The following is a 24,122-nucleotide window of genomic DNA, read 5'->3' as shown; positions in this document are numbered from 1 at the left end:
GTCGAGCTATTTGTACAAGTGGCTTTTGTGTAAACTCGAAATATGGAGAACGTCGACGAGGCGGGTGGGGGCTCCGGGGTCGCGGTGCCGGTGACCGGCCGGCGGCGGCTCATCCTGACGATGCTGCGCGAGTCCCGGTCGCCGCTCGGCGTGACCGACATCGCCGAGCGGGTCGGGGTGCACCCCAACACGGTGCGCTTCCACCTCGATGCCCTGGTCGAGAGCGGCCGCGTCGAGCGGGTGCACGCCGCGCCGGCCGGTCCGGGGCGGCCGCCGCTGGTGTTCCGGGCCCGGCCGGGCATGGATCCCGGCGGGCCGCGCAGCTATCGGCTGCTGGCCGAGATCCTGGCCGGCAACCTGGCCGCGGGCCCGGAGCCCGCTGCCAGGGCGACCGAGGCCGGACGGGCGTGGGGCGGCTTCCTGGTCGACCGGCCCGCGTCGCCTGACGCGCCCATCCGGGAGGAGTCCGTGGGCAGGCTGGTCCGCCTGCTCGACGACCTCGGTTTCGCGCCCGAGGAACGGCCGGGCGGCCAGGGGCGGATCGCCCTGCGACACTGCCCCTTCCTCGAACTCGTCGACACCCAGGCCGAGGTGATCTGCCCGCTGCACCTCGGGCTCATGCAGGGGGCGATGACGGCGCTCGGCGCCCCGGTGACGGTGGATCGGCTCGACCCGTTCGCCGAGCCCGACCTGTGCCTGGCGCATCTCGCGACCGCGGGCGCCGCGCCATGACCGGCTGTCCGGGTGGGAGGAGCCTCGCATGACCGGCCGCCCGAGTGGGAGGACCCTCGCATGACCGCGGCTCCGGCCGTCGCCGCCGGCGTGACGTTCGTGTGGCTCGGGATGGTGCTGGCCATCTCGTTCCTGGAGGCGCCGCTGAAGTTCCGCGCGCCCGGCGTGGACCTGCGCGTCGGGCTCGGGATCGGGCGCCTGGTGTTTCGCGCGCTCAACGGCGCCGAGGCCGTCCTCGCCGCCGTGCTCGTCACCGCGATCATCGCCGGGGGCCTGCCGCCCGGGAGCGTGATCGCCGCGGCCGTGGCGGTCACGATCCTGGTCGTGCAGGTCGGCGTGGTCCGGCCGCGCCTGACCCGGCGTTCCGACCACATCCTCGCCGGCGGCCAGGCCCCCCGCTCGACGAGCCACTACGCCTACGTCGCCCTCGAGGCCGCCAAGGTCGCGGTCCTGCTCACCGCAGGTGTCCTGCTCCTGGCGACGTGAACCCGACGCCGGCCCGACCGGCCCGGCCCCAACCGAAAGGCTCCACCATGCAGCCCACCATGCAGACCATCTCCCTGGACACCCTGGCGGACGAGCACCTGGCCGCCGCGCGGGAGGCCGCCAGCGGGCGCAGTGCCCGCACCGTCCACGGCGGGCACGATCACTCCCTGCGCCAGACACTCCTCGCGCTGGCCGCCGGCCGGGGCCTGGACGAGCACGAGAGCCCGGGGGAGGCGACCTTGCAGGTGCTGCGCGGCCGCGTACGCCTCGCGACCCGCGAGGACGCCTGGGAGGGGTCGGCGGGCGAGTACGTCGTGATCCCGGCCGAACGGCACAGCCTGACCGCGATCGACGACTGCGCCGTCCTGCTCACCGTGGCGGTCCGTCCCGGCCCCCCGGAGGCGGTCTGACCCGGCGAGCGCCGGTGTGCGGTGGTCTGCCCGCGTGACACGTGGTCACGCCCGCCGCCGGGCCCGGTAGGCGCTGGCCTTGGCGCGGTTCTGGCACGACAGGTCGCAGAAGCGGCGCGAGGCGTTGCGCGTGGTGTCGAAGAAGACCAGGCAACAGTTGCCGGCCTGGCAGGCGCCGAGCCGGGCCGCCTGGCCGACGCCGATGACCATGGCCAGGGCGGTGCCCATGTCCGCGGCCCACGCGTCGACGAGGCCGGCGTCGGGCCGGTGGAAGGCGAGGACGAGGGGCCGGTCCGGGTCGCCGTGCAGATTCGGTACGGCGCCGTGCCGTACCAGCAGCCGGTTGAGCCCCGCGGCCGCCTCGACGATGCGCGGGCCCGCGCCGAACATCGGGCGCAGCTCGGCGGCGACCTCGGCCAGCCGATCGGCGTCCGCGGCGGTCAGCGCGCTGGTGAGCGGCCCGGGCGGGCGGCCGGACTCTGCCCTCCCGGCGGAGATCGCGGCGAGCCGTTCGTCACCGGAGCTCGGCGGCGTGACGGGACGGCCATGCGCCGACGTGGCGGTGAGGCGGTTCGCCAGCAGGACGGCCAGCTCGACCCTGCTGCCGACATAACTGTCTATCTCGGATTGACCAGTGATGCGCCAGGGATCTATAGTCACCGTCATAGCTTATCTAGACAGTGATGGAGTGGCGATGTCCGGACAGCTCGCACGGCAGATGTGGCACCAGATCGAGCCGGTGCACGCGACGCTCTACTTCAGCCCGGCCGCCTTCGAGGAGTCGGCGAAGCTCGGCCATGACGCCGGGTCGCGCTGGCCGAGCTACTTCGCCTGGCGTATGGCGCCGCTCGGCGCGGCGGGGCCGAAGCTGGTGACCGCCACCTGCTACAGCTTCAGTCCCACGATGATCGCCGAGTACGTGCCGGCGATCTGGGCCGCCGCCGGCCCCGTACAGGTGCTCGATGCGCGCCTGCGGGCGATGGACCGGACACTTCGCGCCCTGCTCGGCGACCACCTCGACCTGAAGGAGGCGGCCGGGCTCGCGGTCAGGGCGGCGGAGAGCGCCCAGGTCGCCCACCGCCCGCTCGCGGCGGCCAACCTCGAACTGCCCTGGCCGCAGGAGCCGCACCTGGCCCTGTGGCAGGCGTACACGGTGCTGCGCGAGCACCGCGGTGACGGCCATCTGACGGCGTTGCAGGCCGCCGGGCTGGACGCCTGCGAGGCGCTGGTCTCCTTCGCCTCCGTGGGCGCCGCGCCGGTCGGCAACTTCGCGGGACGCGGCTGGAGCGCCGAGGAGTGGGCCGCCGCACGTGACCGACTGGCCTCCCGGGGCCTCGTCGACGCCGACGGCCTCGCCACCTCGGCGGGGCGGGCGCTGCGCGACCAGGTCGAGCGCCTCACCGACGACCTGGCGGCCGGGCCGTGGCGTGCGCTCGGCGAGGCCGGCGCCGAACGGCTGGCCCACCTCAACCGGCCCCTGCTGGGGGCGGTGTTCGAGTCGGGGATGCTGCCCGCCGAGAGCACGCTGGGCATCGGCAGGATCCAGGTGTCCGCGTGAAGCTGGAACGGCTCACCGGCGAGGAGACGCTCGCCCGCGCCGCCGAGCTGATCGACCTCTACCGCGTGTCGTTCGACGGCCCGCCCTGGTACGAGGACGGGCACGGCGCGGCCGACTTCGCCAGGCGCCTGACCGTGGACGCCCGCCGCCCGGGCTTCACGGCGGTGCTCGCCGGCCAGGACGGCGAACCCGCCGGATTCGGCACGGCATGGCCGACACCGCGCCCCTTCCCTGCCGGTCGCGCCTACGACCGGGTGCGCCGCCTGCTCGGTGACGAGGTGGAGACGCGCCTGGTCGGGGCGCTGGAGGTCGACGAGCTCGCGGTCGGCCCGCATGCCCGCGGGCGCGGCCTGGCGGCCCGCATCCTCGGCCTGCTCTGCGCGGACGCGGCCGACTGCTGGCTGCTGACGGCGCCGAAGGCGTACGACGCGATCAGGCTCTACGAACGGCTCGGCTGGCGGCGGTTGACCGGCCCGGCCGCGGACGTCGTGGTGTTCGCCCGCTCCTCATGATCGGCGGGCTGTGACGCGGACCAGGGGAGAGGCGGTCACGCTCTCGACGTGGAAGCCACCTTCCGCGAGGGCCGGGGGCACCTTGGCGGCGATCTCGGCGGCCTTGGCGTCGCCGGGTGCCTGCCAGAACAGGTGGAGGCCGCCGCCCGGGGCGAGCCAGCGGCTGATGAGCCGCAGCTCGCGAGCCGGCGACCGGACCCAGAAGAGGTTGACGTTGACGGCGAAGACCTTGTCGAAGGCGCCGTCCTCGAACGCGGCGTCCTCCAGGGAAGTGGCGTGCAGGACCGCCGTACCGGCGGCCGTCGCCGCCGCGTTGCGCTCCTTCGCGGCGGCTATCGCCGTCTGCGAGCGGTCGATGGCCGTGATCGTGCCGCCGGCCAGGCGCGCGCAGACGAGGGCGACGGCGGCGCCGCGGCCGCAGCCGATCTCCAGGACGCGGTCGGCGGGCCCGACGGCCATCGCCTCCACGGCTCGGACCAGGCGGTCGGGCGTCGATGCGGCGGTCATCAGATACCTCCGAGGAGACCCCCGCCTTCAGGCGGGGGAGAAATCGGACCCTTGCGGAGCAGGGCAGGAACAGGCGATTCGCCGCCGGGCGGACCGCCGTCTATGACAACAGGCCAGCGCTCAACCGATCTCGCGATAGATTGTGAGGCGTGGCGCAGATCGTCAAGCGTGCCTACAAGTACCGCTGCCATCCGACCTCCGAGCAGGCGGATCAGCTTGCCCGGACGTTCGGCTGCGTCCGCCTCGTCTACAACAAGGCGCTGGAAGAACGCACCCGCGCCTATGCGCTGGACGGCAAACGGGTCTCCTACGTGGAGTCCTCCGCAGCGCTCACCCAATGGAAGAAGACACCCGAGCTGGCGTTCCTGGGCGAGGTGTCGTCGGTGCCGTTGCAACAGGCGCTGCGCCACCTTCAGGCGGCGTTCGCGAACTTCTTCGCCCGTCGCGCCAGATACCCCACGTTCAAGAGCAGGAAGAACTCGCGCGCGAGCGCGGAGTACACCCGCTCGGCGTTCCGCTTCCGGGACGGGCAGCTCACCCTGGCGAAGATGGACGCGCCGCTGGCGATCGTGTGGTCGCGGCCCCTGCCGGAAGGTGCGGAGCCGTCCACGGTCACCGTGTCGAGGGACGCGGCCGGGCGCTGGTTTGTGTCCATCCTGGTGGAGGAGAAGATCAGCCCGCTGCCGCCCGTCGAGCGGTCGGTGGGTGTGGACGCGGGCATTACGGCGCTGGCGACGCTCTCGACCGGCGAGAAGATCGTCAACCATCGGCATGAGCGGGCCGACCGGCGCAGGCTGGCCCGCGCTCAGCGGGCGCTCGCCCGCAAACAGAAGGGATCGAACAACCGGGCCGGGGCCCGGCTGCGCGTGGCGAAGGTGTATGCCCGGATCGCCGACCGGCGCCGGGACCATCTGCACAAGGTCACCACCCGGCTTGTTCGCGAGAACCAAGTGATCGCCGTGGAGGACCTGACCGTCCGCAACATGGTCAAGAATCGGTCGCTGGCCCGCGCCGTCTCGGATGCGTCCTGGCGGGAGTTCCGCTCGATGCTGGAGTACAAGGCGGCCTGGTACGGGCGCACGCTGGTGGTGGTGGACCGCTGGTTCCCCTCCTCCAAGCTGTGCTCGGCCTGCGGGACGCTGCGAGTCGAGATGCCGCTGAACGTCCGCGCGTGGACCTGCGACTGCGGCCAGGTGCACGACCGGGACGTCAACGCGGCACGCAATGTGCTCGCCGCCGGGCTGGCGGAGAGCTGAAACGCCTGTGGAGCTGGTGTGAGACCTCAACGAGGGTCCTCTCTGCGAGGCGACCGGCGGTGAAGCAGGAAGGCCAACCGGCGACGGTTGGACTCCCTTCCCTTCAGGGAGGGGAGGAGGTCAAGATCCCAAGCTACAGCGGCGGTGACCGAGGACCTCGGATCGGTTCCGGTCGGCGGTCACGGCCTTCGTACGAGGTCCGGGGCAGGTCGCCGGGTCGTGAGGTCCGGCGCGGGGTGTGGCCGGAGGCGCCGGGGGAGGACGCGGGCCGCCGCGGGCTGGCCGAGCAGGATGCCGAGGACGACCAGGACGAGGCCGCCGAGCTGCTGCGGCGTGAGCGTCTCGCCGGCCAGCGCGGTGCCGAGCAGGACGCCGGTCAGCGGGTTGAGCAGCCCGATGAGCCCCACCGTCCCGGCGCTCAGGTGGCGCAGCCCCTGGAACCAGGCGGCGAAGGCGAGGGCCGTCGCGACGACCGTGACGTAGCCGAAGCCGAGGAGAGCGGGCCCGTCCAGGGGCGGTGGCGGCCCCTCCACGACGACGGCGACCGGGACCAGCACGGCCCCTCCGGCGACGAGCTGCCACGAGGTCAGCGAGAAGACGTCGATCCCCGCCCCCCACCGCTTGGCCAGCACGTAGCCGAAGGACGACATGACCATGGCCAGGACCGAGGCCAGCACCCCGGAGACCTCGACGGCGGCCGTGCCGTCGAGGAGCAGGAGGCAGACGCCCCCGATCCCGAGGCCCGCGCCGGCCAGGTGCGCCACCCGCGGCCGATCGGCCAGCGCCGCCCAGGCGAAGAGCATCATCATGACCGGCGAGGTCGCCATGATCGTCGAGGCGATGCTCGTCGGGAGCGTCTGCGCCGCCAGGTAGACCAGGGCGAAGAACGCGCCCATGTTGAGGCTGCCGAGCACCAGCGACCGCCACCACCACACACCCCGCGGCAGCCTCCTGACCACGAGGAGCAGCAGCAGGCCCGCGGGCAGTGCCCGGATCGCGGCGCCGTACAGCGGGTGGTCGGGCGGCAGGAACCGGTGGGTGACGAGGTAGGTGGAGCCCCAGGCCACGGGCGCGAGCGCGGTGACGGCCGCCCACCGGAAATTAGCTTCCATGGAAGACAATATAGCTTCTCTGGAAGTTATATTGGTGGGGTGAGCGAACACCTCGACCACGTCGCGCGCATCCAGCAGGCATGGGCCCGCGAGCGGCCCGACGTGGACGTGAGCCCGCAGGGCGTGATCGGGCGGCTGCACCGGCTGGCCGGCCACCTGACCGAGCGGCTGTGCGTCGTCTACCGGCGCTACGGGCTGGGGGAGGGGGACTTCGACGTGCTCGCCGCCCTGCGGCGCGCCGGGGAGCCGTACGAGCGGGCGCCCGGGGAGCTGGCGGCGTTCACCATGGTCACCACGGGGGCCATGACCAAGCGCGTCGACCGGCTCGAACAGGCCGGGCTCGTCACCCGCCGCCGCAGCGCGCGCGACGGCCGGGGGCGGGTCGTCGCCCTCACCGCGGCCGGCAGGGAGTTGATCGACCAGGCGTTCACCGAGCACATGCGCAACGAGCGCGACCTGCTCGGCTGCCTGACGCCGGAGCAGGCCGGCCAGTTGGAGTCGCTGCTCGCCACCTGGCTGGCCTGCTTCGAGACGCCCCAGGAGACGCCCCAGGAGGTGCCCGGGGTGTCCTCGGTCAGAACGGGGTCAGGGTGATGTAGGCGTGGACGGGGTCGCCGTCGTGGACGAGCGACTCGAAGCCACCGACGTCGTCGAAGGCGAACGCGTACGCCTTGCCGTCCACCATGTGGTCGTGGATCTTGCGCGCGTAGTGGTTGGTCACCGCGTCCTGGTAGAACCGGCTCGCGTCGGTGCTCGGCTGGGTGGTGACGCGGTCCAGCGTGGTGCGGTTCAGCGCGGCGCACAGGGTGCGCGCGATCGGGCCGACGACCTCGTCGTTGGGAGCGTGCAGGTTGCCGTCGCAGCCGAGGACGTGGGCGGTGCTCGGCTTGTCGAACGTGGCCACCTGCTGCCCGGCGCCGTTGGTGAACACCATGGCGTTGCCCTGAGTGCGGCCGTGGAAGCGGACGTCCGGCCGGTCCTTGAACGGGATCACCGTCAGCGTCCTGGTGCGGTAGGCGTCCCACGCCCTGGTGATGTAGTCGTCCATGATGGTGGGGCTGAGCAGCCCGGCGTCGATGCCCTTGCCCGGCGCGAGCGCCCTGACGCGCAGCCCGTCCGCACGGGTGTGGATGAGACCGGCCCAGCCGCCGGGCTGGTTCCTGATGGCGTCGAGGAGCCGGTTGCGCCCGTCGGGCACCAGGTGGCCGGTGTTCCGCACGGCGCCGGCGGCGTTCTTGACGCCGACGGCGTGGGGCACGCTGAACATGTCCACCTGCGAGCTGTTGAGCCACAGGCCGCCGTCGTCGAGCGTGAACTCGCTCCAGTCGAACAGGATGTCGCGGTTCGGGTCGGACGGGTTCCAGGGGGCGGGCTGGACCAGGCCCGTCGGGGTCAGGAAGAACCTGATCTTCTGGCCGAACGAGAAGTAGACCCGGCCGGAGAGCCTGGGGATCTGGATGGTCTTCGTCTGTCCGTCGGCCGGCCCCGCGATGGACACGTCGGGAGCCGGGCTCGGCGGGATGCTGCCGCCGCTCCACTCCCGGAACTGGCCGTTCGCGTCCGCGTAGCCGAGCCGGTGGGTGGTGAGGCTCTCGCCGAGCACGTAGATCCACAGCGCTTCGCCGCGGCCGGAGGTGTTCTTGACGGTGAGCGGGATGGTCTGCGGCACCGCCGCGGCGGCCTCGCGCGGGACCAGGAGGAGGGCGGACAGGAGCGCGAGCGCCACGGTGAGCGCGCACCTCTTCAGGATGGTGGTCATGTCACTCCCGGGGGGTGGAACGGGCGAGAGAGCGCTCTCTCATTCAACAGATCTGACCGACCTTGTCAAGTAGACTTCCTTGAAGAGCGCTCTCTTTCCGCGCGTGTCCATGCGAAGGCGGCCGTGGAACGACGAGCCCCGGCTGCACCTGATCTCGACGGCTTCTCCTCGGAGGCTGCACACCGGTGTGCTTCGCTGGAACCATGATCGACATCACCGTTCCCGACCCCATTGACTACCTGGACGAGGTCGCCGCGAGCGCCGCCGGGCAGGCCGTCAAACAGCGGGCGCTCCACCTGCTGGACCTCAGAGCGGGGCACACCGTCGTCGACGTCGGCTGCGGGCCGGGGACCGATCTCGGGACGCTGGCGGCGGCCGTCGCGCCGGGTGGCACGGTCGTCGGCGTCGACCGGGACCCCGTCATGGTCGCCGCCGCCCGTGCCAGGCTCGCGGGGGAGGCCGGGGTGCGGGTGCGTCCCGGTGACGCCCACGCGCTGCCGCTGGCCGACGACAGCGCCGACCGGGCCCGTGCCGAACGCGTCCTGCAGCACGTGGACGACCCCGTGCGGGCGCTCGCCGAGGTGCGGCGGGTGGTCCGGCCGGGAGGGCGCGTCGTGCTGGCCGAGCCCGACTGGGACGGCCTGCTGATCGACTCCGACGAGCCGGAGCTGAGCCGGCGGTTGACCCGCTTCGTCGCCACGGAGATCGTCCGCAACGCGACCGTCGGCCGGAGCCTGGCCCGGCTGTGCGCCGGAGCCGGGCTCGTCGTGCGGTCCGTGGAGGCGCACACGCCGGTGTTCCGCGACTTCGGCACCGCCGACCGGCTCCTGGGGCTGCGGCGGAACGTGGGCAGGGCCGTCCGGGCGGGTCACCTCGACGCCGGGGCCGAGGCGTGGCTGGAGGCGGTGGCCGCGCGGCCGTTCCTGGCCACGTTCGTGCTGTTCCTGGTCACGGCCGAGGTGGCGTGATCTGCAATGACCGTGTCATTGACGCCATGCCCACGCCCTGACCAGCATGGTGGGTGTGGACAGGCGGATCGTGATCGTGGTCTTCGAGGGGTTCCAGCTGTTCGACATGGCCGGGCCCGCCGACGTGTTCGCGCTCGCCTCCACCCTCACGGGCGGCGGTGACGGCTATCGGATCGAGCTCGCCGCCGTGCGCGCCGGTGAGGTGACCGCGCAGAACGGCGTCACCATCGCGGTGCGGACGTCGCTTGGGCAGGTCGGCGGTGACGTCGACACGCTGATGGTCGTGGGCGGGTTCTCCACCGGCGAGTGGATGCGCGACCGCGAGCTGGTCGAGGGCATCCGCCGGCTGGCGGGCACGGCGCGCCGCGTCACCTCCGTCTGCAGCGGCGCGCTCATCCTGGCCGAGGCCGGACTGCTGGACGGGCGGCGGGCCACCACCCACTGGCTGGCGTCCGGCGTGCTCCGCGACCGCTACCCGGCCGTCGAGGTGGACGCCGACCCCATCTACGTCAGGGACGGCCACACCTGGACCTCCGCCGGCGTCAGCGCCGGGGTGGACCTGGCGCTGGCCCTCGTGGCCGAGGACCACGGCCACGAGGTGGCCAGGCAGGTGGCCTGCCGTCTCGTCGTGTACCTGCACCGGCCCGGCGGGCAGAGCCAGTTCAGCACCCCGATGGGCGCCGCCGCGCCGCGCAGCGAGCCGCTGCGGGAACTGCAGGCGTTCATCGACGCCAACCCCGCCGGCGACCTCAGGGTGCCCGCCCTGGCCTCGCGGGCCGGGATGAGCGAGCGGCACTTCTCGCGCGTCTTCACCGAGCAGACCGGCGTCTCGCCCGGCCGGTACGTCGAGCGCGCCCGCGCCGACACCGCCCGGCGGCTGCTGGAGATCACCGACCACCCGCTCGACCGCGTGGCCAGGGAGTCGGGTCTCGGCAGGCCGGAGACCCTGTACCGCGTCTTCCGTCGCACCTGGCGAATCTCACCCGGCGACTACCGGCGCCGGTTCCGAACCAAGGAGAGCTGACCATGCACGTCGCGATTCCCCTCTATCCGGGCTTCACCGCCCTCGACGCCGTCGGGCCGTACACGGTGCTCGCCTTCGCGCCGGGCGTCACCGTGACCTTCGTCGCCGGCGAGGCCGGGCCGGTCACCGACGACCGGGGCACGCTCACGCTGACGGCCACCGCCGGCTACGCCGACCTGCCCCGGCCGGACGTGGTCGTGGTGCCGGGCGGGGTCGGCACGTTCGCCGCGCTGGAGGACCGGGCGCTGGTCGACTGGATCAGGACGGCCCACGAGCACGCCCGGTGGACCACCTCGGTGTGCAGCGGGTCGCTGCTGCTGGGGGCGGCGGGCCTGCTCGGCGGGCTGAAGGCCACGACGCACTGGGCGGTCCTCGACCACCTGTCCCGCTACGGAGCCGAGCCGGTCAGCGAGCGGGTGGTGACGCAGGGCCGGATCGTGACGGCCGCGGGCGTGTCGGCCGGCATCGACATGGCACTCGCCCTGCTCGCCGCGGCGAGCGACGAGGAGACCGCCCGGGCCGTGCAGCTCGTCATCGAGTACGACCCCGAGCCGCCGTTCCCGATGGACCGGGGGCTGGCCGAGCGCGCCATCGGCCTCCTCGTCTAGCGGCCTGTCACCGAACGCCGCCGTGTCCGCTGATCACGCCGGGCTGAGCTGACCCATCGCGCTCCGGCCGTGTCCGAGTGCGCTCCTCGCGACCAGCGCGGACATCCCGACGCTGATCAGCGCACCCGCCGCGACCGCCGCCGTGAACGTCCACGACGCCTTCGGCAGGCCCAGCGCCAGCAGGATCAGGACGGGAACCCAGGCCAGCGCGTTGAGGACGGCCGCCACCGTGAGCACCTTGCCACTGGCCCGCACGCCGGGCGCCAGAGAGGGAGCGGATGCGGCGATCGTGGGAAGCGGCAGCACCAGCGCCAGCATGACGGGGATCAGGAAACCGCCCACCATCGTCTCGCCGAGCGGCCCCACGGGCGCACCGAGGTGGGCGAAGGCCATGCCGTAGAAGGCGCAGCCGACCAGCGCGACGGGGACGGCCAGGAGCAACGCTGTCACGACCACCCGTCGCGCGGTCGTCCGCGCCACCTGCCCCTGGGCGGGGTGTCTCGTGACGGTGTACGAGGTGATCAGCAGGGGCACCACCGCGAGCACGCCCAGGGCGGCCGACACGACGAACAGTGACGTCGCCGTCGCGCTCAGGTGGCCGGCGAGCGCTCCGGCGACGGACGCCTCGGCCCACGTTCCGTTGAGGCTGGCCGGGTCGCGTACACCCGGGTTCCACAGCAGGAGCAGTGCCGTCCCGGCGATCGTCAAGACGGCGGCGAGCGGGATCCGCGCGGGCCCGGCCCCCGGGACGCGTCGGCGGTGGATCCACGCGTCGGCCGCGCCGGCGACCAGATCGAACACCGTGCGCAGGCGAACGGTCCGTGAGGCGATGAGGTCGGCGACCTCGTCGCCGTAGCGATCGCGCCACGCCTTCGGATAGAGGCTGAGCATCGCCCCGGCCAACGCTCGCATCATGACAGCCCCCAGGCCGGACCCGCGCGCCTGGCGCCCGCCTGCTCGATCCGGCGGAGGGTGGCGAGTTGCTCGCGCAGCGCGTCGCGCCCGCATTCGGTGATCCGGTACGGTTTGCGCCGCTCGGACGACTCGACCGGCTCGATCCAGCGGCGCTCCTCCAGCCGCATCAGCGCGCCGTACAGTGTGCCGGGCTCCAGCGAGGTCCCCGAGAATTCCTCGATATCGCCGATCATCCGGTAGCCGTGCTTCTGTCCCTCAGCCAGGCTGACGAGTATCAGCAGGGCCACGTCCGTGAAGCGGCCGAGCTCTTGTGTCCTTCGTGACATTTACTCATTAAAACTTAGTAAGTTTCACTGAGCAAGCCGTCCCGGCGCCATGATCAGGGCAGGGCAGGTGCCTGGCGGCTCACCAGGGGTAGGGGAACCCAGAGTGAGGAGGCGCAGCCATGAACGACAAACACTGGGACGTCCAGATCGACATCAGCGAGAACGACGACGTCACGACGGCGCGGGCTGTCCTGACGATGCCCGAGCAGTCGCGGCTGACGGGCCACGGCGAGGCGCACCGCAACCCGGTGGACCGCCCGGCGGCGGAGATCGGCGACGAACTGGCCGCCGCGCGGGCCCTGGAGGACCTGACCGGCCAGTTGCTCAGCGTCGCCAACCAGGACGTCGTGCGCAACGCCCGGTCGCGGGCGCCGATGCCGCCCGGCTGAGAACGCGGCCCGTCGGTGCCCGTACGCTGGAACGCGTGATCCGACCAGCGACTCCAGCCGACGTGCCCGCCATCCTCCAGCTCGTCCACGACCTCGCGACGTACGAGAAGGCCGCGCACGAGGTCCGCGCCGACGAGGAGCAACTGCGCGCCGCGCTGTTCGGCTCCGCACCGGCCGTCTTCGCGCACGTCGCCATAGAGGAGAGCGAGGAGAGCACGGGGGAGGGGAGCACGGGCGCGGGTGAGGTCGTGGGCTTCGCCATGTGGTTCCTCAGCTTCTCCACCTGGCGCGGCACGCACGGCATCTACCTGGAGGATCTGTTCGTGCGCCCGGACCGGCGCGGCGGCGGCCACGGCAGGGCGCTGCTCGCCGAGCTGGCCCGCATCTGCGTCGAGCGCGGCTACCAGCGGCTCGAATGGTCGGTGCTCGACTGGAACGAGCCGGCCATCGGCTTCTACCGCACGGCCGGGGCGGTCCCGCTGGACGAGTGGACCATGTTCAGGCTGACCGACGAGCCGCTGCTGCGGATGGCGGAGCAGGCCGCCCGCTAGCGTCGTCCGGACGCGGGTGGTCCGGACGCGGTTCGCCGCGGGCGGCCCCGGCCGCCCGCGGCGAACCGCGAACGTGCGCTACACGCCAGTGTGCGAGCGCTGCGTCATCCCGCTCGACGTGCGGTCGAACACTTCGGACTCCGTGCGCCCGGTCTCCATCTCACGCATCTCCTCGGGCTCCATCTGCATCTCCTCCAGGCGCAGAGCCACGCCCAGGGCGTAGAACGTGGGCGCCCACTCGCCGATGAAGATGCCCCAGCGGTCCGCCCTGTCCATCCCCGCGTGCTCCGCGGTGTTCGACATCAGCCACGAGGCGAAGGCCAGGCCGATCGAGGCCGTTCCGGCCATGTACGCGTGATGGGACCTGATGCCCATCTTGTGCAGCATTCTGATCATGATTCCCCCCTTGCTGGAGTGCTGCTACCCCCCGGGCGCGGAGCGATAACCCCAGGTTGTCGCGCTTTGCCCGGTCTTGGGGCTCAGTCGGACGGCGCGGGAGCCGCGCACCGGGACGACAGCACGGACAGCATCTCCAGTAGTTCCGGCGGGCCGTCCACCGAGAAGTCGGCGTCCAGCATGAGGATGTGCAACGCGAGCCGCAGCGGCGTGTCGCCGCCCGCGTGCACCACGCACGTGTGCTCGTCCACGCTCTCCACCTGGATCGAGTCGGGCACCTTCGCCAGCACCACGGACGCGGGCGCCGCCACCGTCACCTTCGCCCGGTGACGCGACAGCGCGGTGTCCACCCCGCGCGGCACCACCTCCGGCGGCGGCTCCGCCCGGGGGATGAACCGCGGCCCGTGCGGCACCCGTGGCGTGACCCGGTCCACGCGGAAGGTCCGCCAGTCCTGCCGCGCCACGTCCCAGGCGATCAGGTACCAGCGCCGCCCGGTGTGCACCAGCCGGTACGGCTCCACGTCGCGGACCTGCTCCGAGCCGTCGTGGGTGCGGTAACCGAAGCGCAGCCGGTGCCGGTCGCGGCAGGCCGCCGCGACGGTCACCAGGGTGTCCGCCGCCACCGTGGGGCCCTCCCGGGCCAGCGACACGGTGTGGTCGTGCAGGGCGTTGACCCGGTGCCGCAGCCGCGACGGCAGCACCTGCTCCAGCTTGGCCAGCGCGCGCAGCGAGCTGTCCTGGATGCCCTCGACGCCGCCCCCGGCGGCCGTGCGCAGGCCGACGGCCACCGCCACGGCCTCCTCGTCGTCGAGCAGCAGCGGCGGCAGCTTGGCCCCCGCCCCCAGCCGGTAGCCGCCCGCGGCGCCCGGCACGGCGTGCACCGGATAGCCGAGGCCGCGCAGCTTGTCGATGTCGTAGCGGACCGTGCGCGGGCTCACCCGGAGCCGTCGGGCCAGCTCGGCGCCCGTCCAGGACGGGCGGGTCTGCAGCAGCGACAGCAGCTTCAGCAGCCGCGCCGAGGTTTCCAGCATGCCCCCATTATCAAGGCAAGTGGTTTGCCACATTGGGTGAGACGGTTCTTCCATGAGCGAAGAGATCCGCGCCTTCACCCTCGATATCCCCCAGGCCGACCTCGACGACCTGCGAGAGCGCCTGTCCCGTACCCGCCTGCCGCGCCAGCTCCCCGACACCGGCTGGGAGCGCGGCGTCCCCGCCGGGCACCTCGCCGAGCTGATCGACCACTGGGCCACCACCTACGACTGGCGGGCCCACGAGGCCGAGCTGAACGCCCATCCGCAGTTCGTCACCACGATCGACGGCCAGGACATCCACTTCCTGCACGTCCGCTCGCCCGAGCCGGACGCCACGCCGCTCGTCCTCACCCACGGCTGGCCCGGCTCGGTGGTCGAGTTCCTCGACGTCATCGGCCCGCTGTCGGACCCCCGGGCGCACGGCGGCGACCCGGCCGACGCCTTCCACCTGGTCATCCCGTCGCTGCCCGGCTACGGGTTCTCCGCTCCCCTCGCCGAGGGCGGCTGGACGCTGAAGCGGATCGCCAGGGCCTGGGCCGAGCTGATGGCGCGCCTCGGGTACGAGCGCTACGGCGCCCAGGGGGGCGACTGGGGGTCCGGCGTCTCCCGCGAACTGGGCCGCGTCGACGCCGAGCACGTGATCGGCGTGCACGTGAACTACCTGCTCACCTTCCCCTCCGGGCAGCCCGGCGAGCTGGACGGGCTCGGCGACGCCGACCTGAAGCGGCTGGAGGCGCTGGAGAGGTTCCGGGGCGACCTGGGCGGCTACATGGCCATCCAGACGACCCGCCCGCAGACGCCGGCCTTCGGGCTGGCCGACTCGCCCGCCGGGCAGCTCGCGTGGATCGCCGAGAAGTTCCAGGAGTGGACCGAGGACGGCGTCGACCGCGATCGGATGCTGACCAACGTCTCGCTCTACTGGCTGACGAACACCGCCGACTCGGCGGCCCAGCTCTACTGGGAGTTCGCCCACGCCTGGAGCATGCCGGAGCGGTCGCCGACGCCGACGGGGGTGGCCGTCTTCCCGTACGACATCGCCCCGCCGGTGCGCAGGCTGGCCGAGCGGACGGACCGGATCACGCACTGGACGGAGTTCGAGCACGGCGGCCACTTCGCCGCGATGGAGCAGCCGGACCTGCTCGTCGGCGACGTCCGCGCGTTCTTCCGCTCCCTGCGCGTGCGTTAGGGGGCGGGGTCGGGGGCGCTCGTGGCCCGGAAGCCGCCGGCCCGGTGCGAGCCGTCGCAGAACGGCTTGGTCGACGACAGGCCGCACCGGCACAGCGCGACCGTGGACCTGCCCGGGTCGATCGGCGTGCCGTCCTGGGCCACCAGCTCGAACCGCCCCCTCAGGAGCAGCGGCCCGTCCTCGCAGGGCGTCACCGTCACCACGTCGTCACCATCGATGTGCACCGCTGCCCCCTGCCCGGACCCCCGACCGGGAAACTCGCTCACCATGATCTTCACAGGAGTTGCGAGATCGGTCAGTGGTCCGATCGTGACCGGCACGCGACCAACCTCCGGGGGTGCCGCCGTAACGTCCTCACGGTGCCCGATATGGACTCGAATGTGACCATCGATCCCGTCGGCCGGCCGCAGCCCGAACCGGCCCCGTTGCCACAGCGGGGGGAAGCCGAGCGTTGCGCCAGCGTCGAGTCCGGGCGGCGCTGCGTACTGCCACCTGGTCACCCCAGCGCGCACGTCTACCCACCCGCCGAGGCCACGCCCTAGCCGCCATCCGGGTGGAACCTCGCGGCGCCGGCCGGTGTACCTCCACCGGAGGTGCGTATGAAGAGAATCACGATCGTTCTGCTCGCCCTGGCCCTTCAGGTTGGGGCCGTGGGGGCTCTCCCGGTCAGCGCGGCCGGCAACTGGGCGGTGACCTATCTCGACCCGGCGCCGGAGCGGTTCGCGCCGGACACGCCGTACACGCTGGGGTACTGGGTGCTCCAGCACGGCACCCACCCGTACGAGGGCGACGACCTCGGGCGGACCGGGCTGCGGCTCACCGGAGGCGACGGGCGGGTGCTGGAGTTCGACGGGACGGCGCTGCCCGAGGCCGGCCACTACGCCACCGCCGTGGCCGTGCCCGCGGGCGTCTGGCGGGTGCAGGGCGTCCAGGGGCTGTTCGAGCCGTACGAGGTGGGGACGCTCCGGGTGCCGGGCGGGCTGACCGTCCACCCTCTGCAGCGGGGGCTGGCCGAGGCGATCCGCTCGGGTGAGCACCGGTACTGGGGGGCCGTCCGGCCGCCCGGGTTCCCGGCGGGATCTCCCCCGGCGTCGGTCACGCCTTCGGCCACGTCTTCGGTCGCGCCTTCGGTCACCGCTTCGGCGCCGGCCACCGCTTCGGGGGGCGCGACCGGCGTGTCCGGGGTGCGGGCCGGGTTTCCGGCGTACGCGCTGGTGATCGCCGCCGTGGGCGGGGCGCTCCTCGCGCTCGCCGCGCTGCGGCTCACCGGGCGCGACTCCCGGGCAGGAGGGGACGGGCGGACCGGGGAGGGCCGGTCCGGGGACGGGCGGACGGAGACGCTGTCCTCGCGCGGGTGAGGCCGAGGGCACGCAGCGGGGCCAGGCGGGGCTGGGCGGGGGCGGACACGCCTCCGTACACGGCTCGACGGGATCTTGTCAGGGTGGCGGACGTCTGAGAGATTGCGCGGGGTACTCACGACCATTCGTCACGGAGGTCACGCGTGTCACAATTACGCCCAGCCCTCGTCGCCGTCGCCCTCACCCTGGCGATCGCGACCCCAGCCGAGGCGGCGACCGGTCCCGTCGTCACCGTCGAGAACGGCCGCACCCAGCCCGTCTTCTCCTACGCGGACGCGGTCCGCGAGCACGTGTACGTCGAGTCGAGCCTCGACAGCGACGCCGACGGCCGCCTGGACCGGGTGCGCGTGGACGTCATCCGGCCCAAGGAGTCCGGCCCCGGGCTCAAGGTGCCGGTGATCATCGACGAGAGCCCGTACTACGACAACTCCGGACGTGGCAACGAGGGCGAGCGGAAGGTGTACGACGCCGCCGGGAACGTCACGAGATTTCCGCTCTTCTACGACAACTACTTCGTGCCGCGCGGCTACGCCGTCCTCAACGTCGACATGCTCGGCACCACCAAGTCCGACGGCTGCCCGGACATCGGGGGCAAGGCCGACGTGCTCGGCGGCAAGGCCGTCATCGACTGGCTGAACGGCAGGGCCAAGGCGTTCCGCGCGGACGGCAGCCCGGCCGTGGCCGACTGGACCACCGGCAAGGCCGCGATGATCGGCAAGTCGTACGACGGCACCCTCGCCAACGCCGTGGCCGCCACCGGAGTCGAAGGCCTGGAGACGATCGTGCCCATCGCGGCGATCAGCTCCTGGTACAAGTACCAGCGCTCCAACGGCGTGATCTACAACTACGACTACGCCTCCTGGCTCGCGAACTACATCGACACCGACCCCGAGGCCAAGTGTCAGGCCGTGCGCGACAGGATGGACGCCGAGGACGGCGACGCCACCGGCGACTACAACCCGTTCTGGGCCGAGCGCGACTACATCTCCGGCCTGCTGGGCGACGTCTCGAAGGTGCGGGCCAGCGTGTTCGTCGTGCACACCGGCAACGACCTGAACGTCAAGCCGGACAACTTCTCCACCTGGTGGCAGGCACTGGCCAAGCGGAACGTCCCGCGCAAGATCTGGGTCGGCCAGTACCACCACGTGGACCCGTTCGACTTCGAGGGCCGCAGGGGCGTGTGGGTGGACACGCTGCACCGCTGGTTCGACCACGAGCTGCACGGCGTGCGCAACGGCATCATGACCGAGCCGCGCGCCGACGTGCAGGTGGGGCCGACGCAGTGGATCCGCCAGCGTGACTGGCCGGCGCCGTTCGCGGCCGAGGTCGCGCTGCGCCCGGCCGCCGACGGCTCGCTCGGCCTCAAGCGGGCCGCCACGGGCGCGACCGCGACGTTCGCGGACGTGGCGATGGAGGAGGAGGACATGATCGCAGACGTCGGCACGGCCAAGCCGGGCCGCGTGGCGTTCACGACCGGCCCGCTCCCGCTCAGCCTGCGCCTGTCGGGGACGCCCACGGCCGACCTGCGGGTCAAGCTCGACAAGCCCACGGCCAACCTGACCGCCCTGCTCGTCGACTTCGGCGACGCCACCCGGCTGGACTGGCGGCGCGGCCAGGGCATCACCACGCTGACCGAGGAGGACTGCCACGGCGAGAGCACCGCGGCCGACGACGCCTGCTACCGGAAGGTCGTCACCAACGTCGCCGACCGTCCCGCCGAGATCGTCGCCCGTGGCTGGATCGACGTGCAGAACCGCTCCTCGCTGAGCAGCCCCTCGCCGCTGCCCGCCGGCACGTACGGCACCGTCCGGTGGCAGACGCTGCCGCACGACTACACCTTCGCCAAGGGGCACCGGCTGGCGCTCGTGATCGCGGGCACCGACGCCGACTACAGCTCCGAGCAGGGCACGGGCGCGAACGTGACGCTCGACCTGGCCGCCAGCAACGTGTCCGTGCCGTTCGTCCTGGGCACCCCGCTCGCGGACGTGCCGAAGGACCGGACCACCTTCCGCGGGCCTGAGCGGTTCGAGCTGCCGGAGCCGGAGCGGGAGTTCAGCTTCTTCTAGCTCCGCCGAAGTCCTCCCGGGCCTGCGGGTCCTTCCGGGTCTGCAGATCCCTTCGGGTCTGCGGGCCCATCCGGGCCTCCGGGCCCTTTCGCGCCCGGGGCGGTCCGCGGTCCTTCGGGTCCTCCGGGGCCGCGGGTCCCAGCGGGTTCGACCGGAGGGCCGGTGCCGACCGGCGGCGGTGGGGGCGCCGGGCCGGTCGGCACCGGCGGGCCGGTGCGCGGGGCGAGTGCCGGTGGGTCAGTACCGGCCGCAGTTCGTCCAGGTGCCGCCGCCCTCGTCGGTGAGCACGTATGTGCCGGGATCCCGGGCGATCGTCCACGTCACCCGCAGCCTGAGAGTCCCGCCGCCCGTGGTGGTGCCCGCCGTGGTCCGGCCGTCACCCCGGGCGAGGCCGGTCCAGCGGACGAGAACGGTGCCGGTCCTCGTGACAGCGGGGCCGGCGCAGTCGGGGCGCGCGGCGGGCGCCTTCACCCGGAACGTCCGCCCCGACACCACGATGCCGGACGAGCCGCGCACCGACGTGACGCGGCACGCCCCGCCCCTGCAGGCCAGCGCGAACGTGCCGGTACGGCGGGAGCCGAGCCGGACCGAGGCGGGCGACAGGGACGCCACCGGAGGCCGGGGGCGGGGGAGGGCCTGCCGGGTGGGCTGCTGCTTCCGGTTCTGGCCGGTCTCGTTCCGGGTCATCACGCCCGGCTCGGCCCGCTCCCGTTCGGCCGGGCTCATGGTCCCCGCCACCGCCGGGCGTTCGGTGGCCGCCGCACTCGCTGCCCGGGTGGCCTCGCGCGTGGGGGTCGGGAGCGGGGTCGCGGGCGCCGGGCTTGCGGCCAGGGAGGGGGCGGTGTCCGTCCCCGCCTCGGGGCCCGTCCCGGTGGCGGCGTCGGCGGGCGGGGGCACCGCCACCGCCGGGCCGGGCGACGGGCGCTCCTCCGGTGCGGGGCTCATCGCCGGGCCGGGGGCCGACACCTCGTTCACCACAGGCATGCGCTGGCGGGCGTTGAGACCCGACCACGCCAGGCCCGCCACCAGGATCCCGACGCCGACCAGCAGTCCGACCCGGGCGACGGTCCTGACGGTGATGACCGTGTCGGGGTCCGTGTCGTCGGGCCGGTTGCGCCAGAACTCCTCGTCGCCCTGGAGGTCCACCACCTGGCCGACCTCGGCCCTGCGTGGGTCGGGGAACGGGACGCCTCCGGCCACCAGGCGGTCCCGCGGCGGCTCGGCCCCGCGCGTCCCGAGCACCCACGCCGGACCGTCCGCCTGAGGAGGCACGGCCCGCTGGGGCAGCCCCGCGCCGGCCCGCTCGGGCAGGCCCGGTGAGAACCGTTCGGGAAGAGACGGGGCGGCTGGTGCTGAGCGCGGCGGCGGGATCGGGCCGGGGTAGGGCGTGGCCGTCGGTGCGGACCGTGACGGCGTGATCGGCTCGGAGCGGCGCGGGGCGATCGGCTCGTGGTGGGGTGGGGTGGCGCGCTCCGACCGTGACGGTGAGAACCGCTCGGGGCGGGGCGAGGCGGTCCGTGCGGAGCGCGGCGTGGCGATCGGGCCCGGGTGGGGCGGGGTGGCCGGGGTGGCGGGAGGCGCGGAACGGGGCGGGGGGACGTGCGGGGAGCGCGCCGGGGTGGCCCGCTCGGGCGGTGGGGCGACGGCGAGTTCGTCGCCCGGGATCGGGGCGCTGAGGATCAGGCGGCCCTTGCGCGGGGCGCCGGCGGCCGGGCGGTCCACGGGCGCTGTTGCGGGGGTGCCGGCGACGTGGCGGTCTGTGGGGAGGGTGGTGGGAAGCCTGCGGTCGCCGGTGGGCGGCCTGTGGTCCGTCGTGCGGCGTCGGGCGGGGACGGGGGCGGAGCCCGCCTCGCGATTCCGCGGCTCGGGGGTCCGTGGTTCGGGGAGCAGTGGTCCGGGGGTTCGTGGCTCCGGGGTCCGGGGTCCGGGGGTCCATGGTGGGCCATCGTCCGGGTGGTGCTCCCAAGGCGGGCCACCTTCGGCCCGGCGTGAGGGGTGCCGCTCCTGACCGGCCGGGCCACTACTGCTCCGGTCACGAGCGGACGCCGCTGGAAGGTTCCGGTATGGCACGCCTCCGCGGTTGCGGCGGACGATGGCCCACTCTGGAGACCGGTCCGCGGACCGGTCGTCATCGGTGCCGGCGCCACTGACGCCGGCACCGGTGCTCTCACCGGCGGCCGGGCCCCGGTCGGGAGGGCCCGGCCGGGCGTGCTTGCTGGCGAGGCGGGGCGCGGCCGGTTCAGGTGTGTGCTCCGGGCCGGCGGCGGCCGCGCCCGCCGCCGGCCCGGAGCTTTCCCAGGTCCCCGTCGTGGGGCCGGGGACCGGAGAGATCGGCGGGGGGACGGGCTCCGCCAGGCCGTGTGCCTGCACGGGGAACCCGTCCTCCCGCCACAGCCCGTCGTCGCCCGGGAGAGGCAGCGCCCAGGCGAGCTGCTCGTGCAGCGTGCCGGGCGCGGGCGAGATGGGCATCTGCCGCAGAAGCGTGTCCGCCACCATGGTGCGCGGCGCACGCCGGCAGGCGTCGCAGTGGGCGATGTGGCGGCTGATCCGCGCGCGGGTCCGCCTGCCCGGAGCCGAGGTCCAGTCCGTCACCCGCGATTCCAGCGCCGGGCACCCGTGGCGGGTCCTGGCGGCGATGACGGCCGCGAACCACTCCTCCAGCCCGTCGGCCGCCTCCAGCACGACCAGTTCCACGTCGTCGGGCGGCACGTCGAAGATCACCGCGATCTCGCCGTGCGTCAGGCCGTGCCGTACCGACAGGTCGAGCAGCTCGCGGTGCGGGGCGTCCAGGGCGCGCAGCGCCTCGGGCAGCAGGTCCGACATGCGGCCGGGCCGCGACCACGAGCCGACGCTCGTCGGGGTGGACAGGTACGTGCGGTGCGCGCGGGCCAGCGCGTAAAGCCAGGGCCGCAGCAGGGAGCTCTGGTCGACTCGGTCGGCTCGGGCGTGCGCCGACAGCAGGGCCCCCGCCACGGCCAGCTCGGCGTCGCTCGACGACAGCTCCGTCCGGCAGTAGTCGTAGAGATGGGGACCGTAGCCGTCGCACAGCTCGCGGATGGCCTCGCGAGCGTCCTCCGACAGCGTGCGCCACATCCGAGTCGCCTCTCCTCCCGTGGTCCCGGCGCGCCCCAGGCGCGATGGTCAGCAGCGATGGCCGGCCGCGGTGGTCGGCCGCTGTGGCCGGCCGCGGTGGTCAGCGCAGCCGCTCGGCGACCTCCGTCGCCCAGTACGTCACGACGCTCCCCGCCCCCGCCCGGCGGATCGCGGTGAGGCTCTCGACGATCGCGCGGTCGCGCACCAGCCAGCCGTTCGCCGCGGCCGCCTCGATCGCCGCGTACTCGCCCGACACCTGGTACGCCACCACCGGCACGTGGACGGCGTCGGCGACCCGGCGCACCACGTCCAGGTACAGGCCGGCCGGTTTGACCATCACCATGTCGGCCCCCTCCTCCACGTCGAGCAGCACCTCGCGCAGCGACTCGCGCAGGTTGGCGGGGTCCTGCTGGTGGGTGGAGCGGGTGCCGACCAGCCGCGACTCGACCGCGTCGCGGAACGGGCCGTAGAAGGCGGAGTCGTACTTGGCGGCGTAGGCGAGGATCGGCACGCGCTCGTGCCCGGCGGCGTCGAGGGCGCGGCGGATGGCGCCGACCTGGCCGTCCATCATCCCGCTCGGCGCGACCACGTGGGCGCCGGCGGCGGCCTGCGCCTCGGCGACCCTGGCGTAGGCGCGCAGGGTGGCGTCGTTGTCGACGTCGCCGTCCGGTCCGAGGATGCCGACGTGGCCGTGCTGGGTGTACTCGTCGAGGTTGATGTCACCGATGACCACGGTGGCGTCGCCCACCTCGGCCGCGACGTCGGCGATGGCGAGCTGGGTGATGCCGTCGGGAGCCCACGCGCCGCGCCCGTCGGGGTCCTTGGCGGCAGGGATGCCGAAGATCAGCAGCCCGCCGACGCCGGCCCGCACGGCCGCGGCGGCGGCCTTGCGCACGCTGTCGCGCGTGTGCTGCACCTGGCCGGGCATGCAGACGATCGGGCGTGGCTCGTCGATGCCCTCGCGGACGAACAACGGCTGGATCAGGTCGGCGGGATGCAGGCGGGTCTCGGCGACCAGGCCGCGCAGGGCGGAGGTGCGCCGCAGCCGGCGGGGACGTTCTGCGGGATAACTCACGGCTAGCCTCCGATGACCTTGCCGAGCAGGACGCTCTCGGCGTGTTCGACGGCGGCGGCGGGGGGACGCCGCAACCAGTAACCGGCCGTGCTGCGCGCGGTGATGCGCAGCGCGCGCAGCTCGCACAGGTGCTCGGCCGTCTTGATCGCCAGCCCGCCGGGGTCGATCACCGGCAGGCCGTGCAGTTCGTGGACGCGCAGGTGGACCAGGATGACGTTCGGGATGCCCTCGGCCGGCACCAGCCACTGCGCCCCGGCCTCGGCGGCACGCAGCGCGGCGTGGGTGTAGGCGTCGAGGAACGGCTCGAAGTCGCCGTCCAGCGCCCGCTCGACGAGCGCCCGGCCGTCCTCGACGACCTGGTAGGAGGCCAGGTCGGCGCCGGCGACGCGGATGTTGTCGGTGATCGGCTCCCGCAGGTGGTCGATGAAGCCGAGCACGCCGAGGCGGTGCCGTTCCATCCGGGCGGCCTGCCAGACGGCGTCGCCGTACCCGACGACGGGGATCGAGACGCGGGTGCGGGCCGCCGCCAGGCCGGGGTCCTGGCCCGCGCCGCTGATCCAGGCGGCGCAGCCGTCCCGCTCGGCCTGTACGGCCGTCCGCGCGAAGTAGTGGCCGAACAGCAGGCCGATCTCCCCGTAGCCGACCAGGTGCTCGGGCAGCGCTGTGCCGTACGTCTCGGGCGGCAGCGTGTGGATCTCCACGGTGGTGCCGGGCCCGGTGACCATGGCCAGGTGCTCGGCGTACATCTTGTCCAGAAGTGCCGAACGGCCCTCGACGGTGTGCTTCTGGAACCAGATCCGCATG

The 24,122-nt window shown here is 73.4% G+C and carries 26 protein-coding genes and 1 pseudogene; 15 read left to right on the top strand and 12 right to left on the bottom strand.

Annotated elements, in window-relative coordinates; all coding sequences use genetic code 11:
- Nucleotides 1–42: 42 nt before the first annotated feature.
- From FHU36_RS29405 to FHU36_RS29395, 3 genes are read left to right on the top strand one after another with little or no spacing between them, the layout of a single operon-like run.
- Entirely contained in the window at nt 43–732 is a 690-nt protein-coding gene (locus FHU36_RS29405; protein WP_185087013.1) for a helix-turn-helix transcriptional regulator, read from the top strand.
- A 60-nt stretch (nt 733–792) separates the two neighbouring features.
- Complete coding sequence (locus tag FHU36_RS29400) at nt 793–1,218, top strand: hypothetical protein (protein WP_185087012.1); 426 nt, start codon at nt 793–795, stop codon at nt 1,216–1,218.
- Nucleotides 1,219–1,277: 59 nt separating this feature from the next.
- Nucleotides 1,278–1,628 carry a cupin domain-containing protein gene (locus FHU36_RS29395; RefSeq protein ID WP_185087011.1) on the top strand — a complete coding sequence of 117 codons (351 nt, stop codon included), beginning with the start codon at nt 1,278–1,280 and terminating at the stop codon, nt 1,626–1,628.
- 45 nt (nt 1,629–1,673) lie between these two features.
- On the opposite strand, the gene FHU36_RS29390 is transcribed toward FHU36_RS29395, so the two are convergent.
- Nucleotides 1,674–2,288 (bottom strand): CGNR zinc finger domain-containing protein, encoded by a 615-nt coding sequence (locus FHU36_RS29390; protein ID WP_312891906.1) that lies wholly within the window; start codon nt 2,286–2,288, stop codon nt 1,674–1,676.
- Nucleotides 2,289–2,322: 34 nt separating this feature from the next.
- Between FHU36_RS29390 and FHU36_RS29385 the strand changes: the two genes are divergently transcribed.
- Together FHU36_RS29385 and FHU36_RS29380 are read left to right on the top strand one after the other, a co-directional pair.
- Nucleotides 2,323–3,186: an SCO6745 family protein gene (locus FHU36_RS29385; protein ID WP_185087009.1), complete on the top strand. Its 864-nt coding sequence runs from the start codon at nt 2,323–2,325 to the stop codon at nt 3,184–3,186.
- Nucleotides 3,183–3,698, top strand: coding sequence for a GNAT family N-acetyltransferase (locus FHU36_RS29380; RefSeq protein WP_185087008.1), 516 nt, complete (start codon nt 3,183–3,185; stop codon nt 3,696–3,698). Before FHU36_RS29385 ends, FHU36_RS29380 begins: the two co-directional genes overlap by 4 nt.
- Here FHU36_RS29380 and FHU36_RS29375 read toward each other — a convergent pair.
- Nucleotides 3,693–4,205, bottom strand: coding sequence for a class I SAM-dependent methyltransferase (locus FHU36_RS29375; RefSeq protein ID WP_185087007.1), 513 nt, complete (start codon nt 4,203–4,205; stop codon nt 3,693–3,695). The genes FHU36_RS29380 and FHU36_RS29375 overlap by 6 nt on opposite strands.
- 149 nt (nt 4,206–4,354) lie before the next feature.
- On the opposite strand from FHU36_RS29375, the pseudogene FHU36_RS29370 reads away from it, so the two are divergent.
- Nucleotides 4,355–5,547: pseudogene (locus FHU36_RS29370) on the top strand (RNA-guided endonuclease InsQ/TnpB family protein); the annotation flags it as partial.
- A 93-nt stretch (nt 5,548–5,640) separates the two neighbouring features.
- Here FHU36_RS29370 and FHU36_RS29365 read toward each other — a convergent pair.
- The gene (locus FHU36_RS29365) at nt 5,641–6,573 is read right to left on the bottom strand and encodes a DMT family transporter (RefSeq protein WP_185087005.1); all 933 of its coding nucleotides are present in this window, start codon (nt 6,571–6,573) and stop codon (nt 5,641–5,643) included.
- A 39-nt stretch (nt 6,574–6,612) separates the two neighbouring features.
- Here FHU36_RS29365 and FHU36_RS29360 point away from each other — a divergent pair, with 39 nt between their 5' ends.
- Nucleotides 6,613–7,167: a MarR family winged helix-turn-helix transcriptional regulator gene (locus FHU36_RS29360; RefSeq protein WP_185087004.1), complete on the top strand. Its 555-nt coding sequence runs from the start codon at nt 6,613–6,615 to the stop codon at nt 7,165–7,167.
- Here FHU36_RS29360 and FHU36_RS29355 read toward each other — a convergent pair.
- Nucleotides 7,148–8,332 (bottom strand): glycoside hydrolase family 64 protein, encoded by a 1,185-nt coding sequence (locus FHU36_RS29355; RefSeq protein ID WP_185087003.1) that lies wholly within the window; start codon nt 8,330–8,332, stop codon nt 7,148–7,150. The two genes, FHU36_RS29360 and FHU36_RS29355, sit on opposite strands and share 20 nt — an antisense overlap.
- A 203-nt stretch (nt 8,333–8,535) precedes the next feature.
- On the opposite strand from FHU36_RS29355, the gene FHU36_RS29350 reads away from it, so the two are divergent.
- From FHU36_RS29350 to FHU36_RS29340, 3 genes are read left to right on the top strand one after another with little or no spacing between them, the layout of a single operon-like run.
- Nucleotides 8,536–9,300, top strand: a complete 765-nt coding sequence (locus FHU36_RS29350; RefSeq protein WP_185087002.1) for a methyltransferase domain-containing protein — start codon at nt 8,536–8,538, stop codon at nt 9,298–9,300.
- Between the two features lie 46 nt (nt 9,301–9,346).
- Complete coding sequence (locus FHU36_RS29345) at nt 9,347–10,324, top strand: GlxA family transcriptional regulator (RefSeq protein WP_185087001.1); 978 nt, start codon at nt 9,347–9,349, stop codon at nt 10,322–10,324.
- 2 nt (nt 10,325–10,326) lie between these two features.
- On the top strand, nt 10,327–10,932 hold the full coding sequence (locus FHU36_RS29340; protein ID WP_185087000.1) for a DJ-1/PfpI family protein: 606 nt from the start codon (nt 10,327–10,329) through the stop codon (nt 10,930–10,932).
- A gap of 33 nt (nt 10,933–10,965) precedes the next feature.
- Here FHU36_RS29340 and FHU36_RS29335 read toward each other — a convergent pair whose 3' ends face one another.
- Nucleotides 10,966–11,847 (bottom strand): hypothetical protein, encoded by an 882-nt coding sequence (locus FHU36_RS29335; protein ID WP_185086999.1) that lies wholly within the window; start codon nt 11,845–11,847, stop codon nt 10,966–10,968.
- The gene (locus FHU36_RS29330) at nt 11,844–12,173 is read right to left on the bottom strand and encodes a PadR family transcriptional regulator (RefSeq protein WP_185086998.1); all 330 of its coding nucleotides are present in this window, start codon (nt 12,171–12,173) and stop codon (nt 11,844–11,846) included. Before FHU36_RS29330 ends, FHU36_RS29335 begins: the two co-directional genes overlap by 4 nt.
- Before the next feature lie 119 nt (nt 12,174–12,292).
- Here FHU36_RS29330 and FHU36_RS29325 point away from each other — a divergent pair, with 119 nt between their 5' ends.
- A complete protein-coding gene (locus FHU36_RS29325) occupies nt 12,293–12,562 on the top strand; it encodes a DUF1876 domain-containing protein (RefSeq protein WP_185086997.1) in 270 nt (89 codons plus the stop codon).
- A gap of 35 nt (nt 12,563–12,597) precedes the next feature.
- Nucleotides 12,598–13,113, top strand: a complete 516-nt coding sequence (locus FHU36_RS29320; protein WP_185086996.1) for a GNAT family N-acetyltransferase — start codon at nt 12,598–12,600, stop codon at nt 13,111–13,113.
- A gap of 78 nt (nt 13,114–13,191) precedes the next feature.
- Here the strand turns inward: FHU36_RS29320 and FHU36_RS29315 are convergent, their stop codons facing one another.
- The gene (locus tag FHU36_RS29315; protein WP_185086995.1) at nt 13,192–13,509 is read right to left on the bottom strand and encodes a hypothetical protein; all 318 of its coding nucleotides are present in this window, start codon (nt 13,507–13,509) and stop codon (nt 13,192–13,194) included.
- An 83-nt stretch (nt 13,510–13,592) separates the two neighbouring features.
- Nucleotides 13,593–14,540, bottom strand: a complete 948-nt coding sequence (locus FHU36_RS29310) for a helix-turn-helix transcriptional regulator (protein WP_185086994.1) — start codon at nt 14,538–14,540, stop codon at nt 13,593–13,595.
- A gap of 52 nt (nt 14,541–14,592) precedes the next feature.
- Between FHU36_RS29310 and FHU36_RS29305 the strand changes: the two genes are divergently transcribed.
- Nucleotides 14,593–15,726, top strand: coding sequence for an epoxide hydrolase family protein (locus tag FHU36_RS29305; RefSeq protein WP_185086993.1), 1,134 nt, complete (start codon nt 14,593–14,595; stop codon nt 15,724–15,726).
- On the opposite strand, the gene FHU36_RS45910 is transcribed toward FHU36_RS29305, so the two are convergent.
- On the bottom strand, nt 15,723–15,950 hold the full coding sequence (locus tag FHU36_RS45910) for a CDGSH iron-sulfur domain-containing protein (RefSeq protein WP_221496617.1): 228 nt from the start codon (nt 15,948–15,950) through the stop codon (nt 15,723–15,725). The two genes, FHU36_RS29305 and FHU36_RS45910, sit on opposite strands and share 4 nt — an antisense overlap.
- A 375-nt stretch (nt 15,951–16,325) precedes the next feature.
- On the opposite strand from FHU36_RS45910, the gene FHU36_RS29295 reads away from it, so the two are divergent.
- Both FHU36_RS29295 and FHU36_RS29290 read left to right on the top strand, forming a co-directional pair.
- Entirely contained in the window at nt 16,326–17,084 is a 759-nt protein-coding gene (locus tag FHU36_RS29295) for a hypothetical protein (RefSeq protein ID WP_185086992.1), read from the top strand.
- Nucleotides 17,085–17,227: 143 nt separating this feature from the next.
- Nucleotides 17,228–19,150 (top strand): Xaa-Pro dipeptidyl-peptidase, encoded by a 1,923-nt coding sequence (locus FHU36_RS29290; RefSeq protein WP_185086991.1) that lies wholly within the window; start codon nt 17,228–17,230, stop codon nt 19,148–19,150.
- Nucleotides 19,151–19,387: 237 nt separating this feature from the next.
- On the opposite strand, the gene FHU36_RS29285 is transcribed toward FHU36_RS29290, so the two are convergent.
- The 3 genes from FHU36_RS29285 to FHU36_RS29275 form a co-directional block, all read right to left on the bottom strand.
- Entirely contained in the window at nt 19,388–22,243 is a 2,856-nt protein-coding gene (locus FHU36_RS29285) for an RNA polymerase sigma factor (protein WP_185086990.1), read from the bottom strand.
- Nucleotides 22,244–22,343: 100 nt separating this feature from the next.
- Complete coding sequence (gene hemB / locus FHU36_RS29280; protein WP_185086989.1) at nt 22,344–23,318, bottom strand: porphobilinogen synthase; 975 nt, start codon at nt 23,316–23,318, stop codon at nt 22,344–22,346.
- Between the two features lie 2 nt (nt 23,319–23,320).
- Entirely contained in the window at nt 23,321–24,121 is an 801-nt protein-coding gene (locus tag FHU36_RS29275) for an aspartate/glutamate racemase family protein (RefSeq protein ID WP_185086988.1), read from the bottom strand.
- Between the last annotated feature and the right edge of the window lies 1 nt (nt 24,122).

The sequence above is a fragment of the Nonomuraea muscovyensis genome (assembly GCF_014207745.1).
Taxonomy (GTDB): Bacteria; Actinomycetota; Actinomycetes; order Streptosporangiales; family Streptosporangiaceae; genus Nonomuraea; species Nonomuraea muscovyensis.
This window is presented reverse-complemented; position numbering and strand designations above follow the sequence as displayed.

Excerpts from the sequence above, each read along its gene's own strand:
- FHU36_RS29375 (WP_185087007.1), bottom strand. The coding sequence starts at position 4,205 with ATGACCGCCGCATCGACGCCCGACCGCCTGGTCCGAGCCGTGGAGGCG.
- FHU36_RS29400 (WP_185087012.1), top strand. The coding sequence starts at position 793 with ATGACCGCGGCTCCGGCCGTCGCCGCCGGCGTGACGTTCGTGTGGCTC.
- FHU36_RS29340 (WP_185087000.1), top strand. The coding sequence starts at position 10,327 with ATGCACGTCGCGATTCCCCTCTATCCGGGCTTCACCGCCCTCGACGCC.
- FHU36_RS29315 (WP_185086995.1), bottom strand. The coding sequence starts at position 13,509 with ATGATCAGAATGCTGCACAAGATGGGCATCAGGTCCCATCACGCGTAC.
- FHU36_RS29385 (WP_185087009.1), top strand. The coding sequence starts at position 2,323 with ATGTCCGGACAGCTCGCACGGCAGATGTGGCACCAGATCGAGCCGGTG.
- FHU36_RS29355 (WP_185087003.1), bottom strand. The coding sequence starts at position 8,332 with ATGACCACCATCCTGAAGAGGTGCGCGCTCACCGTGGCGCTCGCGCTC.
- FHU36_RS29305 (WP_185086993.1), top strand. The coding sequence starts at position 14,593 with ATGAGCGAAGAGATCCGCGCCTTCACCCTCGATATCCCCCAGGCCGAC.
- FHU36_RS29295 (WP_185086992.1), top strand. The coding sequence starts at position 16,326 with ATGAAGAGAATCACGATCGTTCTGCTCGCCCTGGCCCTTCAGGTTGGG.
- FHU36_RS29325 (WP_185086997.1), top strand. The coding sequence starts at position 12,293 with ATGAACGACAAACACTGGGACGTCCAGATCGACATCAGCGAGAACGAC.
- FHU36_RS29285 (WP_185086990.1), bottom strand. The coding sequence starts at position 22,243 with ATGTGGCGCACGCTGTCGGAGGACGCTCGCGAGGCCATCCGCGAGCTG.
- FHU36_RS29405 (WP_185087013.1), top strand. The coding sequence starts at position 43 with ATGGAGAACGTCGACGAGGCGGGTGGGGGCTCCGGGGTCGCGGTGCCG.
- FHU36_RS29395 (WP_185087011.1), top strand. The coding sequence starts at position 1,278 with ATGCAGACCATCTCCCTGGACACCCTGGCGGACGAGCACCTGGCCGCC.
- FHU36_RS29335 (WP_185086999.1), bottom strand. The coding sequence starts at position 11,847 with ATGATGCGAGCGTTGGCCGGGGCGATGCTCAGCCTCTATCCGAAGGCG.
- FHU36_RS29350 (WP_185087002.1), top strand. The coding sequence starts at position 8,536 with ATGATCGACATCACCGTTCCCGACCCCATTGACTACCTGGACGAGGTC.
- FHU36_RS29330 (WP_185086998.1), bottom strand. The coding sequence starts at position 12,173 with ATGTCACGAAGGACACAAGAGCTCGGCCGCTTCACGGACGTGGCCCTG.
- FHU36_RS29345 (WP_185087001.1), top strand. The coding sequence starts at position 9,347 with ATGGTGGGTGTGGACAGGCGGATCGTGATCGTGGTCTTCGAGGGGTTC.
- FHU36_RS29275 (WP_185086988.1), bottom strand. The coding sequence starts at position 24,121 with ATGCGGATCTGGTTCCAGAAGCACACCGTCGAGGGCCGTTCGGCACTT.
- FHU36_RS29310 (WP_185086994.1), bottom strand. The coding sequence starts at position 14,540 with ATGCTGGAAACCTCGGCGCGGCTGCTGAAGCTGCTGTCGCTGCTGCAG.
- FHU36_RS29365 (WP_185087005.1), bottom strand. The coding sequence starts at position 6,573 with ATGGAAGCTAATTTCCGGTGGGCGGCCGTCACCGCGCTCGCGCCCGTG.